Origin of the sequence: Sphingomonas mali NBRC 15500, assembly GCF_001598415.1 — a bacterium.
Classification (GTDB): Bacteria; Pseudomonadota; Alphaproteobacteria; order Sphingomonadales; family Sphingomonadaceae; genus Sphingomonas; species Sphingomonas mali.
The window spans coordinates 15,001-29,513 of sequence record NZ_BCYX01000023.1 but is presented as its reverse complement, the minus strand read 5'-3'; the positions used below and the strand labels follow the sequence as shown (position 1 = coordinate 29,513).

The window sequence follows — 14,513 nt, the reverse complement described above, 5'->3', positions numbered from 1 at the left end:
TCCCTCTCCCCTTGGGAGAGGGAAGGGGCCCGCTCGGCGTAGCCGAGTGGGAAGGGTGAGGGCAGCAACCTCACTTCTGCCCTCACCCTTCCGGCGCTTCGCGCCTCCCTCCCTCTCCCAGAGGGAGAGGGAATTTGCCGATTCGCCCCCCGCTCCTCCTCATGATACGCTCCCTCCCCGACCGGCCCGCGCCGGCGCAGGAGGAGAGAGCCTGATGCAGCAATTGAGCGCGCAGGATGCGTCGTTCGTCTATCTCGAGACTCCGCACACGCCGATGCATATCGGATCCGTCGGCATCTACGATCCGTCGACCGCGCCCGGCGGGTTCGTACGGTTCAAGGACATCCTCCGCTTCATTGCCAGCCGGCTGCAGGGCGCGCGCAGTTTCCGCCAGCGGCTGGTCCGCGTGCCGTTCGACGTCGACCATCCCTATTGGATCGAGGATCCCGAGTTCGACCTCGAATTCCATGTCCGCCACATCGCGCTGCCCAAGCCCGGCGACTGGCGCCAGCTCTGCATCCAGGTCGCACGGCTCCATGCGAGGCCGCTCGATCTATCGAAACCCTTGTGGGAATTCACCGTGGTCGAGGGGCTCGACAACATCCCGGGTCTGCCGCCCGGCTGCTTCGCGCTGGTCTCCAAGGTTCATCACGCCGCAATCGACGGCATGTCGGGCGTCGAAATGTCGGCCGCCGTGCATGATCTTGATCCGTCAATGGCGGAATCCGACAAGCCCGATACCTGGCAACCCGAGAACATGCCGCGGGTCGCCGACCTGCTGACCCGCAGCTATTTCAACAACCTGCTCCAGCCGATGCGCATCGCCGAGACGATCGGCCGCTCGCTTCCGGGCATGGCCAAGCTGGCGGTCCAGGCGGGCAAAGGCGACGTCAGCCTCAAGAATACGCGGAGCGCGCCGAAGACGCGGTTCAACGGCAAGGTAAGCGCACATCGCGTGTGGGACGCGGTGCCGTTCAAGCTGGCCGAGGTGCGCGCGGTCAAGGACGTCGTGCCCGGCGCCACGGTCAACGACGTCATCCTGACCGTGGTCGGCGGGGCGCTGCGCAGCTACCTGCTCGACAAGGGAGAATTGCCCAAGGAGACGCTGACCGCGATGGCGCCGATCTCGGTGCGGCAGGAAGGCGAGAAGGCGGCGCTGGGTAATCTCGTCTCGGCTATGGTGGTGGGCTTGGGCACCCAGATCGCCGATCCGCTCGAACGGCTGCGCTTCGTCCATGGCGAGGCGGTCAATTCAAAGGCGATGACCAATGCGGTCGGCGCGCGGGCCTTGGCCGATTATTCCAAGCTGATCCCCTCGGGCCTCGCCGGGCTCGGGGCGCGGCTCTACACGCGGGTCGGCGCGGCGAACATGCACGCGCCGGCGTTCAATTGCGTCGTCACCAACATTCCCGGTCCGCGCGTGCCGCTCTATTTCTGCGGCGCCAAGATGCTGGCGATGTACGGCACCGCGCCGGTGTTCGACTCTATGGGGCTGATCAACCCGGTCTATTCGTACGGCGACACGATCGCGATATCGTTCACCGCCGATCGCGACATGCTGCCAGATCCGGATAATTACGCCCAGGCGCTGCGGGACTCGTTCGAGGCGCTGAAAGCGGCGGCCACGCAACCGACCGCCAAGCCCGCCAATGAGAACAGCCCGCACCCAAACCCCACGCCGCGGCGAAACCGCGCGCGGCCAAGCCCAAGACGACTGCCAAACCCGCCGCCAGGCGGACACCTCGTGCCAAGGGAGTGAAATGATGGCGAAGAAGGTCAAGGACGCGATCGACAAAAGCGCAAAACGCGCCAAGGAAGCGACGGACAAGGCCGCCGCGGCGACCAAGAAGGCAACCGACCGCGCGGCGAACGCCGCCAAGGACGCCACCGACAAGGTCGCGGGAAGCGCCAAGGCCGCCGCCGACCGGGTCGAGGGCGCGCGCGACAACCTCAAGAAATCGGGCGAGAAACTGAAGGCGTCAGGCGAAAAGATCGCCAAGCAGGGCTCGGCGATCAGCATGAAGATGATCGAGCACGCCGAGGAGAACACGCACCAGGCCTTCGCCGCGATGCGCGCGGCGGCGAGCGCGAAGAACCCGGCGGAAGTGGCGAAGATTCAGGGCGAGTATCTCAAGCAACAGGGCGCCCGGGCCTTGGCGCATGCGCGCGAGATCGGGGAACTGATCATGCGGTTCGGAAGGGACGCAGTGGGGCAAGAGAAGAAATAGGGCGGCGATGTAAGAAGCCCCTCCCCTTCAGGGGAGGGGTTGGGGTGGGGGACCCGATGGCCACCGAAGCTGAACTTCTAAAGCGCGCTCACGAAATGCGCTGCAACCCGACCGAGCCCGAAAAGCGGCTGTGGCGATCCCTGTCCAACGGGCAACTCAGCGGCTTCAAGTTTCGCCGACAGCACGTCGTGTTCGAAGCTCAAGCGATTGTCGATTTCTTCTGCCCGTCGATTGGCCTGTGCATCGAAGTCGACGGTGACACCCATGACGATCGGAGCGATGCTTCTCGCGATTCACGGCTGAAGGCTCTGGGATTTACAATCATTCGGTTCGGAAATGCCGATGTTGTTTCGAACATCGACGGCGTCGCTTGGCAGCTTCTCGATACGGCGAATTCATTGCCTGGGCGCTGGCCGGGACGAGTTACTCCCCCACCCCAACCCCTCCCCTGAAGGGGAGGGGCTTTTCTCCTCGCCTTGCTGTTACGCGTGCCCGGCCGACGGATAGACCAGCGCCCGTAACCCCGTGCGCTCGAACGGATGCCAGTCATCCTCCGCCTGGGCCAGGCGATCCGCCACCGCGTAGAGCACGCTGGCGTTGATCCCCAGGCCGCAATGGCTGCCATAGACTTCGATATTGTCGCTGGTGGGCCCGACTTCCTCGCAGCAATTCTGCCACGCCACCACGCCATCGGCGCGCGAATAGATCGCGGTCGACGGGACCGGCGGCGGGGCGGAAACCTCGCTCAATTGCCCCCGGGTATGATCGTCGTCGACCTTCTGACCGGTCAGCACTTCATAAGCGCGCCAGACATTCGATGCCTTGGGGCTGCCCGAAAAGGGCGAGCCCAGGGTGATGACCTGGCGCACCGCGTGCGGAATGCGCTTGGCGACGAGGCGCGCCATCACGCCGCCCAGGCTCCAGCCGACCAGGCTGACCTTCTTGCCAGTCGCCTGATGCACTTCGAGGATGCGCGCGATCAGCTTCTCGCCCTGATGCCCGATCGCCTTGGGTCCGAGGTTGCGGCCGAGTTCCCAGGCATGCGCGTCATAGCCCTGCCCATTGAGGAAGCCGCGAAGGATGGTGGTCGAGCGATCGCTGGTGACGAATCCCGGCAGCACCAGCACCGGATGGCCATCGCCACGCGGGGCGGTCGCGAGCAGCGGGGCGGCCCAGGGCAGCGCGCCGAGCTCGACGAGCGCGCGGGGCAATTCGGTTAGCGCAAGCAGCGCCGAGGGCGCCTTGGTCTGGGTTTCGGTGTGTGACATGTTGTTTTTCATCCGGCACCTACGCGCCGCCCCCTCATTCGATCCCCGTCGCGGCATGGAGCGCCGCCACCCTTGCAGCGTCGTAACTCAGGATCGCGACATCGTGGCTGCGGCCATCGGTCCCGCGGACCTGATCCTTGAGCATCGCTTCGGCGCGGAATCCCACGCCTTCGAACAGCGCGATCGACCCTGTCTGATCGACCGTCATCCGGGCGACCAGCTTGCTGAGCCCACGCTCCTTGGCGATCATGAACACGCCCTGGAGCAGGTCGCTGCCCAGCCCCGCGCCGCGCCGCCCGGGCGCGACCAGCAGGCGCACTTCGCCGACATGCGCGCTCCAGCTCAGCGGATCGCGGACCAGAGCGGCGGTCGCCACGATCTGCCCGCCGTCCTCGGCGATCAGGCTGTCGATCTCGCCTTCCTCGATCGCCTTGAGCCAGGCGGCGACGACGCGCGGTTCGCGCACGTCGCGACTGAGGAACAGCAGATCGTGTTCGGGCAGGCCCCGCGCAAAGGCGATCATCGCCTCGGCATCCTGGGGCCGGAAGCGGCGGATGGCATGGCTCATATCGATCGTACTCCCAGCCACTCCACCAGATTGGGCCATAGCCGCTTGATCGCATTGCCGCCGGCGACCAGGCTGACATGCCCGCCCTTGAGCACGATCTCGTTCTTGTCCTTCGATCCGACCATTCCGACCAACGGCGCCGACGCGGCGGTCGGGACGATATGGTCGTGCTCGGCGGCGACATGGAGGAACGGCACATTGATGTTGCCGAGATCGACGCGGCGCCCGCCGACCTCGAGCGTGCCCTCGATCAACTCGTTACCCCACATCAGCTTCTTGGTGGTCTGGCGGAAATACTCGCCCGCCAGCGGCAGGATGTCGGCCGACCAGCGATCGAACATGCGATAGGCCTTCACGAAATCGTCGTTCCACAGATTGTCGTAGAGCCGGATATTGCCCGCGGCGCGCTGGCCCGGGCGCAGCATGTCGAACGCGGTGTAGAGATAATCGCCGGGGCAATTGCCGAACGTGTCGACCAGTCGATCGACGTCGAAGAAGCGGCGATCGGCCCAGCTCTGGAACATTTCCATCCTGGAGAAATCGACCGGCGTGGTGAAGGTGACGAGGTTGGCCAGACCATCGTCGGGATGGAGTGCTGCCCACAGCAGCGACAGCACGCCGCCGAAACAATAAGCGACGACGGTGACATCGTCCTCGCCGCTCTCCTCCTTCACCCGCGCGACCGCGGCGGGGAGGAAATCGAGCACATAGCTTTCGAGGCTGAGGTTGCGCTCATCGGCGCGCGGCGCGTCCCAGTCGAGCATGAAGACGTCGAACCCGGCGTCGAGCAGATATTCGACCAGGCTCTGCCCCGGCACCATGTCGAAGATATAGCCGCGATTGGTCGTCGCCATGACGAGCAGCAGCGGCACCCGGTACACGTCGTCGGCGCGCGGGTGATAATGATAGAGCCGCATCGTGCCGCGCTCGATCAGCACGTCCTTGGGCGTCGCGCCGAGCGTCGGGCCACCCGTCTGGAAATATTCGAGGCCTTTGAGATTGCGCTGCATCGCGCGTTCGAACTCGCGCGCGGCGCCGTCCAGGACGTCGAAGGCGGCGGTAGCCACTCAGTCGCGCTCGTGCGCCATCGGACGCCGAGAGCCGCAAGCGGTTCGCCCGTAACCCTGGATACCTGCGTTCGCAGGAATACGGGCGGGCAGCGTGCTCAGCCCTTCTTCTCCGGCGGCTTCCGTGTCCGACTGGGCTTGGGCCGAGCAGGACGTTCGGGCTTGCCACCCAGCGCGGCCTCGATCCGAGCAAGCTGGTCCTCGATCCGCCCCAGCCGCCCCGACAGATCCTCGATCTCGGTACGGCTCGGCATGTTGGCGGCGGCGAGCGCGCGGGTCATCATCGCGCTGATCGCTTCCTGCGTGCTCATCGTCGCGGCGGTGGCACCGTGCATCGCACGGGTGAATTCGTCGGATCGGGCGAAGTCGCCCCCGACCTTGTTGGCCATCTTCTCCCATTCGCCCAGCATCTCGCGAAAGAACGCGGCCGGGTCCGTGCTTGTCATGGCGGCATCCTGAGTCTGGTTGCCGGTCAGGTCAAGCGGCCATTTTGCTGCGGGTTGAGGTGCAGCATGAGCCGCCGTCACCCCGGCCTTGTGCCGGGGTCCACTCTTCCACAACCGAGCTGAGGTGTTGTTGCCCGGTGGATGCCGGCACAAGGCCGGCATGACGTTGTTATTTGGGGCAAGCGGCGCCCGTTTCGACCCAAGCTTTGGTCAATTCCCCGAACTCCGCCTGCGTCCCTGGCGCGGGGACACGCCCTGCCCCTGGATTCCAGCCCCAGCCGACCAGCTCATCCTTGCCATTATGGTCGATCAACTGTTCCAGGCTGAGCCCGCCATTCTTGGTCCGATCCTTGATCACGGTGCAGATCTGGCCGAGCGTCAGCCCCTGCCAGGCCATGCTGCGCGGCGCCAAATGCCATTTGGGGTTGCCCGGCACCGACCCGCCGCCATTGCCGAACGCGGCGTTGCGCGGGCCGTGGCAGGTCGCGCATTCCATCCCCGCGGCGCCGAACCCATCGGGCCCGCGCGTCACCGGCGGCGAATGGAGCAGCATCGCGTCGCCCTGGGTAGGGCTGTCGGTGCGCGGATGGCAATTGAGGCAGCGCGGCGACATCAGCACCTTGCCCATCTCGGTAAAGATCGCGGCCGAGCGCGCGTTGCGATCGGCAATGCCGGCGAACGCGCTGGCGGGCTTCAGCCCCGATGCTTCGCCGCCACGCGCGATCGACAGCGGCAGGATGATCACCGAGGCGATCAGCGCGATAACGCCGAACCGAGGGAGCGAGATCATATGCCGGATCATGCCTTGCCTCCCAAGGTGGCGAGATTGGAAGGATGCGCGAAAGGCAGGCGTTCGACCACCTTGCCAGTCAGCCGGCGCCAGGCATTGGCGACCGCGGGCGCGGCGGGCGGAAGACCAGGCTCGCCGATCCCGGTCGGGTCCGCGGTCGACTTAATGATCGCCACTTCGACATCGGGCATCTCGCCAATCCGCAGGGATCGATAGGTATCGAAGTTCGACTGCTGCACCATTCCGCCCTCGCCCAGCGTGATTTCGGCATAGAGCGCGTGGCCCAGGCCGTAGCCGATTCCGCCTTCGACCTGCGCCCGCATGACGTTGGGATTGATCGGCACGCCGCAATCGATCGCCGCCCAGATCTTGTGGACCTTGGGCAGGCCGTCCGCGCCGGCCGAGACTTCGGCGATCTGGGCGACGTACGATCCGAAGCTTTTGTGGAAGGCGACGCCGCGCGCCCGACCTGATTTGGCGGTCAGCCCGCCGGCGAGTTCGGCGACGCGCTTGAGCACGGTCTTGGCGCGCTCTTCCTTCATCAGCGCGAGGCGCGCCTGGATCGGGTCCTGCCTCCCCAGCTCGATCAGCCGGTCGAGGAAGGTTTCCATCACATAAGCCGTGTGCGTGTTGCCGACCGAACGCCACCACAGGGTCGGCACCCCGTTCTTCATCACGTTCACGCCAACGCGGAGATTGGGGAAACCGTATGCCGACTTGGTCAGCCCTTCGACCATGGAATCGTCGAACGCTTCCTTGGCGTCGAAGAACGGCGTGCCGATCATGAACGACTGGCCAGTGGTGATCGTGTCGAGCGCGACGATCGCGCCCTTGGCATCGATCCCGCCGCGCACCTCGTGGACCATCAGCGGGCGATAGCGACCGCCGGTGATGTCGTTCTCGCGCGTCCACATATGCTTGACCGCCTGCGTGCCCCCAAGCGCCTTGACCGCCTGAGCGGATTCGACCGCATGGCCCATGTCGGGAGTCGCACGCCGTCCGAAGCTGCCGCCGGCATATTGTTCGTGGAGCGTCATGCCCTCGAACGGCACGCCGAGCACGCCGGCCACCGCGCGCGTGTCGCCGACCTGAAACTGGCTGCCGCACCAGAAATCGGCGCCGCCCGCTTTGGGCTCGATCACCGCGTCCATCGGCTCCATCGGCGCGTGTGCCAGGTACGGGAAGATGTACGTCGCCTCGATCGTCTTCGCGGCGCCCGCAAGCGCCTTGGCGGTGTCGCCATTGGCTTCGCATTGCGTCCCGGGATTGGCGGCCTGCGCCATATAGTCGCGCAGTATCGCCTCGGTCGAACGCGTCTCGGCCTGGCTCAGATCCCAGTCGACGTTGAGCGCATTACGGCCCTTCATCGCTGCATAAGTGTCCTTGGCATAGACGACCACGCCTTGCGGGATCGTCTTGACCGCGACCACACCGGGCACCGCCAGCGCGGTCTTGTCGTCGACCGCCTTAACCTTGCCGCCGAACGCAGGCGGGTGCTGGATCACCGAAACGACCATGTTCGGGCGCTTGATGTCCATCGTGAATTGCGCCGCGCCGGTCGACTTGATCAGGCTGTCGATCTTGGGAACGTCAGTGCCGATCAGCGTCCATTGCTCGGGCGTCTTGAGCACGGGCTTGTCGGGCACCGGCATCGTCGCGGCGGCAGCGGCGAGATCGCCGAAGCTCGCTTTCTTCGCGCCGTGGCTGACAACGCCCTTGGCGACCTTGATCTCACCGGCCGGCACGTTCCAGGTCTTGGCGGCGGCCGCGACCAGCATCGCCCGCGCGGCGGCGCCGGCATTGCGCATCTGCATCCAGCTGTTGGCCATCGCGGTCGAGCCGCCGGTGCCCATCGTGCCGAAGGCGAGATTCTTGTAGAGCGGGTCGTTGGCCGGCGCGAACTCGATCCGCATCTGCGCCCAGTCGGCGTCCATCTCGTCGGCGACGATCGTCGTCAGCCCGGTCGCCGGCCCCTGGCCGAACTCGACATGCTTGATCACCACGCTCACCGTGTTGTCGGGCAGCACTCGCACGAAGGCGTTGGGAGCGAAGCTAGGCCCGGCGGGCGCCATCGCTCTGGCCCCGCGCATCGGTAGCATCAGCCCGAGCACCAGACCGGACCCGGCAAGGAATTTGCGGCGGTCGGTTTCGATCGCGGTCATGCCGAAACCTTCGCGCCGGCGGCCGCGTCCTTGATCGCTTGGCGGATACGGACATAGGTCGCGCAGCGGCAGATATTGCCCGCCATGCCGGCGTCAATATCGGCGTCGGTCGGCCTGGGCTTTTGCGCGAGCAGGCCGATAGCGCTCATCACCTGGCCCGATTGGCAGAATCCGCATTGCGGCACGTCGATCGCGACCCAGGCCTTTTGCACTGCCTCGGCGATGGGACCCGAAACGCCTTCGATCGTCGTCACGGTTTTGCCCGCCACGGTATCGATCGGCGTGACGCAGGACCGCCGGTTCTTGCCGTCGAGATGGACGGTGCAGGCGCCGCATTGCGCAATGCCGCAGCCATATTTGGTGCCGGTCAGCCCGGCATGGTCGCGGATCACCCAGAGCAACGGCGTGTCGGGATCGCCGTCGAACGACATCTGCTTGCCGTTGAGGAGGAATTCGACCGCCATGCCAGCGTCTCCTTAGTGTTCGCTTGAGAAGGTTAGCCACGCAACGCTCCACCGCCAAGCGTAACCTGTTTTTAGGTCCCCACCGCTAAGCCGGCGGCGATGGTTCAACTCCGCTATCCGTTGGTCGACCCCTGTCCGCCGCGCCTCAGCGAGCATCTCGACGTGCTGATGCGCGTCGAGCAATCGGGCATTTATTCGAACAACGGGCCGGAACTTCGCGCATTCGAGGCGGAAGCGACCGATCGCCTATTCGGCGGCCAGGGCGCGTGTCTCGGCGTGGCCAACGCGACCCTGGGGCTGATGCTCGCAATCCGCCAGGCGGCGGGGCGCGAGCGCGGCGCGGGCAAGCTCGCTTTGATGCCCGCCTTCACCTTCGCTGCGACCGCCCAGGCTGCCGAATGGTGCGGACTGACTCCGTTGCTCGCCGATATCGACCCCGACGACTGGTCAATGTGTCCTGCAGCGGAGGAGCGCCTGCTCCAGAAACATGCCGGACAGATCGCGGTCGTGGTGCCCTATGCGACATTCGGCAATGCGATCGATCTCGACCGCTACGCCTGGTTGATGCGGCGGCATCAGGTCGGCGTGGTCGTGGATGCGGCCGCCTCGCTCGGCACGATCGATGCCGACGGCCAGGGATTCGGCGCGGGCGCACCGTTCCCGGTGGTCTATTCGCTTCATGCGACCAAGACGTTCGCGGTCGCCGAGGGCGGGTTGATCCATTGCGGCGACCCCACCCTGATCGACGAACTGCGGGCGATGGCCAATTTCGGTTTCGCCGGCAGCCGCTCGGCGGCCATGCCGGGAATGAATGCCAAGATGTCCGAATTGGTCGCGGCAATGGCACGGCTGAAACTTGCCCAATTGGACGAGGTGGCCGCACGCCGCGCAGACGTCGAAGCGGGCTATCGCGAAACGCTCGACGGCATGGCCTTGCAGGCGGTCGAGGGCGCGCGCCGCGCTCTCCAATTCATGCCCGCGCTGCTCCCCGACCGGATCGATCGCGACCGCTTCGTCGCCGCGCTGGCGGCGGACGGTATCGGCTGCGGCTCCTATTTCAGCCCGCATCTCGGGCAGCAATCGTGGATTCGCGATCATGCCGTCGTCGGTTCGACGCCGGTCGCCGATCGCGTCGCCGATCGCATCGTCTCGCTCCCCATCTCCGATCGCATGACCGTGGCCGATGCGCGCCACATCGCGGCGCGCGCCAATGCAGCGATCCGCGCGCAGGGCACACCCGCGAGCGCGCGTGACGCCGACGCGATGCTGATCGTGGGCGGCGGCCCTGCCGGGACCGCACTGCTCACCGCGGCATCCAAACAGGATCGCCTCGTTGCACTCGCTCGGGCGGGCCTGACCGTCGTCGAACGCGACGATGCGCTCGGCGGCGGGCGGCTCGGGCACTATGCGATTTCGTCGGATTCGACCGCGGAGACCTTTCTGTCGGCGGTCAGGAACAATCCGCACCCGGAGATCGCCGCGCTGATCGACCATCCCGCGGCGCAGCAGGTCGCCAGGTTCGCGGATGCGCTTGGGGTACCGTTGAGCGATGCCGGTCCGTTGCTGCGGGTGACCGGCGACCGGCTCGGCGCGATCGTCGCGGCCAATGGCGGGACCGTCGCGACCGGGCATGACGTGATCGAAGCGCGGCGCTCGCCGCAGGGCGGCTGGACGACGCGGCTGCGGCGGCTGGCCGACGGCAGCGAGAGCGAGCGGCGATCGCACAATATCGTGATCGCGACCGGCGGGCACCAACCCCTCGACGCACTGGTGGCGTGCGAGGTAGCGGGCGCCCCTTTGCACCGCCTTGCCGATGGTCGGCTGATCCAGTCCGATGAATTGCTCGCTCTGGGCGGGCTTGATCGCGCGGCCGATTTGCTGGGCAGCAAACGCAATCCGAAAGTGGCGGTTATCGGCGGCTCGACCAGCGCGCTCGCCAGCGTCGCATTGCTGTTGCGCAGCCGTCCCGGGATCGCGTTCGGCGCGGGCGGCATCACTCTGCTCCATCGCCGGCCGCTGCGGCCGTTCTACCATAGCGAAGCCGCCGCGCGGGCGGACAATTTCACCGATTTCGGGCCTGATGACATCTGTCCGGTATCTGGCTTCGTCTATCGCCTCGGCGGTTTTCGCCTGGAGGCCCGCGAGCTCGTGCTGCGCATGCTGCAGGTCGACGGCCGCGCGCCGGATCCCCGCGTCGCGGTCCATCGGATCGCGGACGACGATGTTGAGGCGCGGACGATCGTCGAGAATGCCGATTTGGTAATCGCCGCATTGGGCTATCGCCCGCGCGCCTTGTCCTTGCTCGAAGCCGACGGGACGCCGGTCGCGCTCGCCGCGCATGCCGGACGGCCGATGGTCGACCGCTATTGCCGCATCCTCGACGCCCATGACCAGCCGATCCCCGGCGCGTTCGGCATCGGGCTCGCGGCAGGGTTCGTGCCCTGGGGCCGGATGGGTGGCGAGGCGAGCTTCCGCGGTCAGGCCAATGGCCTGTGGCAATGGCAGAACGATGTCGGCCAGATGATCGTCGATCAGGTGCTGGGTGAGCGGCAAAGGGCCGTGGCATGAGCGGCCCGCGCGCCAATCCGACGGTCAGCGTGGTGATGGCCGCCTATAACGGAGCGACGCTGATCGGGGAGACGCTCGACAGCCTATGGGCACAGAGCTTCACCGATTTCGAGGTGATCGTGGTTGACGACTGCTCGACCGACGGGACGCTCGACCTGTTGCGCGGCTGCTCCGATCCACGGCTTCGCGTGATCGCGGCCGAGCAGAATGCCGGCCCGGTGCGCAGCCGCAACCGCGCCTTCGCCGAGGCGCGCGGGCGCTATGTTGCCGGGCTCGACCAGGACGATATCTGCCTGCCCGGCCGATTCGAACGACAGGTCGCCTTTCTCGACGCACATCCCGACATCGCCCTGGTCGCGGCGAGCGCGGCGATCCTCGAGAACGGCGCGGTCACGTCGAGCATCAAGTCGCCGGTGACGACGCCGCGGCTGGTCGAATGGCTGCTTTGGATCGAAAATCCGTTGGTCTGGTCGACCGTCATGCTGCGCCGCGACCGCGTTTCGCCCGATGGCGAGTTCACCCGGCCCGATTATCTCTACGCCGAGGATTTCGACCTCTATCACCGCTTGGCGCGTCAGGGAGGGATCGCGCGGATCGACGATCCGCTGCTGCTCTACCGCAAACATGGCGGCGGCGCGTCGCAGCTTTATGCCAAGACGATGAGCAGCAATGCGATGCGGGTGCTCGCGGAAAGCTATGCCGCCGAGGGGTTCGACGACGCCGAGGCAGGAGCCAAGTTGGTCATCGAGCATTTGATGCGCGCCGTGCCTGTGCCCGACCGGAGTGTGCTCGAGCGACTGGGCCACACGATCGGCGCGCTGCAGGCGCATTTCATTGCCACGCGGGAGGTTGATGCGGACAGCCTGAGAATGATCCGCTGGGAATCGGCGCTGCGCTGGGGCCGCGTGGTGCGCACCGCGCTCAAGGCCGGCACGATCGGGCTGATGGCGGCGATGGCGGTGCGGCCCGACCATCTCGGCATGGGCTATTCGAGCATGGAGGAACTGGTCGGCTCGCGGCTGATCGGCGGCGCGCGAACGGCCGTCCGGAAAGGCCGCGCCGCGTAAGGCGCCGCCTGGGCGAACGGCAGCATATCGCTTGCCATCGACCGCGCCGCGCGCGATGCCTCGTCGGATTTCCAGAGGGGGCAAAGTGTCGAACGCTACCGGCCACGTCGACCTGATCAAACCGCTTACCAGCATCCGCTTCTTCGCCGCCTTCGCCGTAGTCCTTTATCATTCGGGCGCGGCGTTCGCCGCCGCCAGCCCGCACATCGCCACGCCGCTCAAGACATTGTTGTTGAACGGCTATCTCGGCGTGACCTTCTTCTTCGTGCTGTCGGGATTCATCCTGCATCTGACCTATCGCGGCAGGATCGCGACATCGAACCAGCTCAAGAGGTTCGGGATCGCACGCTTCGCCCGGCTCTATCCGGTGTATCTGCTCGCCGTGCTGGCGATGCTCCCGTTCGCGACGCTCAAGGGCTGGGCGGATGTGCCGCAATTCCTGCTGCTGCATTGGTGGATCCCCAATGGCGCGCTCGGCTGGAACGACTGGAACATGCCGACCTGGACGCTCTCGGTCGAATTCTTCTTCTATCTCTGCTTTCCGATCATCTCGCGTCTGGCCGAGAAATTGGGAAGCGGATCTTTATTGGCGTTGATCGCCGCCTTGCTCGCGTTCGCCGCGATCACCGGCAGTTCGGCGCTGATCGACAATCAGTTCGCACTGTTCGCCTGGATGAAGTGGACGCCGGTGCCGTTGCTCCGCTTGCCCGAATTCCTGATCGGCATAGTCGTCGCCGAATTGCATCTTCGGGGGCACAGGGCGCGGATACCCTCCTGGCCGATCGCCTTGCTGTTGGTTGTAGGCCTGGCTGTCGCCACCTCGCCACGCATCGCCGCGTTCGCGACCGCCATGTCAGCGCTGTTGATCATGGCGATCGCCGGCGACCAGCATTCCCGCTTCGCCCGCGCCCTGAGCGTACGTTGGTTGGTCCTGCTCGGTGCCGCGAGCTATGCCTTGTACCTGATGCATCAACCGGTGCATTTCGCGGTGCTGGCGCTGCTCAAATCGTCCAAGGCGATGGTCGCGTTGCAATATCCGATCCTGATCGCTGGATCGATCGCGCTGTTCCTGTTCTACGAGGAGCCGGTCCGGGAATGGATCCGAAAGCGGGCGGCGATGAAGCCGTCGATCGGCGAAGAGATTGCGGCGCATCCGGTGTAAGAGATCGGCGCCGACGGTGGAACGTCCGCCGGGCTGGCGCAAGTTCCGGACAGTATACTCGTCGCACGGCAAGCCGTTAGAGGTCCAATTGCGGATATCCCGATTATCCGGCATTCTCAGCGCATGACCCTGAAGCGAAACCGTACTCCACAGGAGAAGAAGGCGCTGAGCCTGAAGAGGGATTGCCGGCAATCCTATTTCGCCAGCGGACAAAAGGGTGCGCGCAAATCTATCCCCCTGAGGAAGGCGTTGGAAAACCGGCGCAACCGCCACAAGAACGACCAAGCATTGGTCGTGGCCTTGGAAGGCGGCGATCTTGCCCTCGATCTCGTCGAGAGTTCTGCGCGACATGACGTCTACAGAGCGGGGGGTTGGGTAAAAGGTCCGGACCGCCCTTTAGGCGAAGCGATCGATCTCCAGGAACGCAAACGGGAAATTCGCGTCGGCCGCAAGGAGCGCGCGCGGACGGCGCGAAGTTGGGTAAGTCTCTAGGCCCGCATTGGGCGACAGGGGTTTGCCGCAATCTCGCTATCGCGGCAGTTCACAAATCCCGGAAACAGCAAAAAGCCCGCCGGTCTTGCGACAAGCGGGCTTTTTGAATTTGGTTGCGGGAGCTGGATTTGAACCAGCGACCTTCAGGTTATGAGCCTGACGAGCTACCGGGCTGCTCCATCCCGCGCCAAGCGCCGACCGCCCCATAGGAGGGGGGAGGAGCGGCCGACA

Annotated in this window: 14 protein-coding genes and 1 tRNA gene; 7 read left to right on the top strand and 8 right to left on the bottom strand. The window is 65.7% G+C overall.

The annotated features are described in order from the left end of the window. The first annotated feature begins 214 nt into the window (after positions 1-214). From SMA01S_RS16050 to SMA01S_RS24245, 3 genes are read left to right on the top strand one after another with little or no spacing between them, the layout of a single operon-like run. Complete coding sequence (locus tag SMA01S_RS16050; RefSeq protein WP_084250361.1) at positions 215-1,759, top strand: WS/DGAT/MGAT family O-acyltransferase; 1,545 nt, start codon at positions 215-217, stop codon at positions 1,757-1,759. Positions 1,760-1,763: 4 nt separating this feature from the next. Continuing rightward, the gene (locus SMA01S_RS24960) at positions 1,764-2,228 is read left to right on the top strand and encodes a phasin family protein (RefSeq protein ID WP_084250370.1); all 465 of its coding nucleotides are present in this window, start codon (positions 1,764-1,766) and stop codon (positions 2,226-2,228) included. Between the two features lie 56 nt (positions 2,229-2,284). Beyond that, positions 2,285-2,680: an endonuclease domain-containing protein gene (locus tag SMA01S_RS24245; protein WP_174543159.1), complete on the top strand. Its 396-nt coding sequence runs from the start codon at positions 2,285-2,287 to the stop codon at positions 2,678-2,680. 30 nt (positions 2,681-2,710) lie between these two features. Here SMA01S_RS24245 and SMA01S_RS16035 read toward each other — a convergent pair whose 3' ends face one another. The 7 genes from SMA01S_RS16035 to SMA01S_RS16005 form a co-directional block, all read right to left on the bottom strand. Further along, entirely contained in the window at positions 2,711-3,496 is a 786-nt protein-coding gene (locus SMA01S_RS16035) for an esterase/lipase family protein (protein WP_066824654.1), read from the bottom strand. A gap of 34 nt (positions 3,497-3,530) precedes the next feature. Then, on the bottom strand, positions 3,531-4,064 hold the full coding sequence (locus SMA01S_RS16030; protein ID WP_066824567.1) for a GNAT family N-acetyltransferase: 534 nt from the start codon (positions 4,062-4,064) through the stop codon (positions 3,531-3,533). After that, positions 4,061-5,131: an alpha/beta fold hydrolase gene (locus SMA01S_RS16025; RefSeq protein WP_066824564.1), complete on the bottom strand. Its 1,071-nt coding sequence runs from the start codon at positions 5,129-5,131 to the stop codon at positions 4,061-4,063. The genes SMA01S_RS16030 and SMA01S_RS16025 overlap by 4 nt, the downstream gene beginning before the upstream one ends. A 98-nt stretch (positions 5,132-5,229) precedes the next feature. Then, positions 5,230-5,577: a poly(R)-hydroxyalkanoic acid synthase subunit PhaE gene (locus SMA01S_RS16020; RefSeq protein ID WP_066824561.1), complete on the bottom strand. Its 348-nt coding sequence runs from the start codon at positions 5,575-5,577 to the stop codon at positions 5,230-5,232. Between the two features lie 169 nt (positions 5,578-5,746). Further along, on the bottom strand, positions 5,747-6,379 hold the full coding sequence (locus tag SMA01S_RS16015; RefSeq protein ID WP_218016909.1) for an Isoquinoline 1-oxidoreductase subunit: 633 nt from the start codon (positions 6,377-6,379) through the stop codon (positions 5,747-5,749). Then, on the bottom strand, positions 6,376-8,529 hold the full coding sequence (locus tag SMA01S_RS16010; protein WP_066824558.1) for a xanthine dehydrogenase family protein molybdopterin-binding subunit: 2,154 nt from the start codon (positions 8,527-8,529) through the stop codon (positions 6,376-6,378). The genes SMA01S_RS16015 and SMA01S_RS16010 overlap by 4 nt, the downstream gene beginning before the upstream one ends. Continuing rightward, positions 8,526-8,993: a (2Fe-2S)-binding protein gene (locus SMA01S_RS16005; protein WP_066824554.1), complete on the bottom strand. Its 468-nt coding sequence runs from the start codon at positions 8,991-8,993 to the stop codon at positions 8,526-8,528. Before SMA01S_RS16005 ends, SMA01S_RS16010 begins: the two co-directional genes overlap by 4 nt. 99 nt (positions 8,994-9,092) lie before the next feature. Between SMA01S_RS16005 and SMA01S_RS16000 the strand changes: the two genes are divergently transcribed. The 4 genes from SMA01S_RS16000 (at position 9,093) to SMA01S_RS15985 (ending at position 14,282) form a co-directional block, all read left to right on the top strand. Continuing rightward, positions 9,093-11,561 carry a DegT/DnrJ/EryC1/StrS family aminotransferase gene (locus tag SMA01S_RS16000; protein ID WP_066824551.1) on the top strand — a complete coding sequence of 823 codons (2,469 nt, stop codon included), beginning with the start codon at positions 9,093-9,095 and terminating at the stop codon, positions 11,559-11,561. Further along, positions 11,558-12,628, top strand: a complete 1,071-nt coding sequence (locus SMA01S_RS15995) for a glycosyltransferase family 2 protein (protein WP_066824548.1) — start codon at positions 11,558-11,560, stop codon at positions 12,626-12,628. The genes SMA01S_RS16000 and SMA01S_RS15995 overlap by 4 nt, the downstream gene beginning before the upstream one ends. 85 nt (positions 12,629-12,713) lie before the next feature. Beyond that, positions 12,714-13,790, top strand: coding sequence for an acyltransferase family protein (locus tag SMA01S_RS15990; RefSeq protein WP_066824545.1), 1,077 nt, complete (start codon positions 12,714-12,716; stop codon positions 13,788-13,790). Positions 13,791-13,913: 123 nt separating this feature from the next. Beyond that, a complete protein-coding gene (locus tag SMA01S_RS15985) occupies positions 13,914-14,282 on the top strand; it encodes a hypothetical protein (protein WP_066824543.1) in 369 nt (122 codons plus the stop codon). 110 nt (positions 14,283-14,392) lie between these two features. On the opposite strand, the gene SMA01S_RS15980 is transcribed toward SMA01S_RS15985, so the two are convergent. Then, positions 14,393-14,469, bottom strand: a tRNA-Met gene (locus SMA01S_RS15980). Between the last annotated feature and the right edge of the window lie 44 nt (positions 14,470-14,513).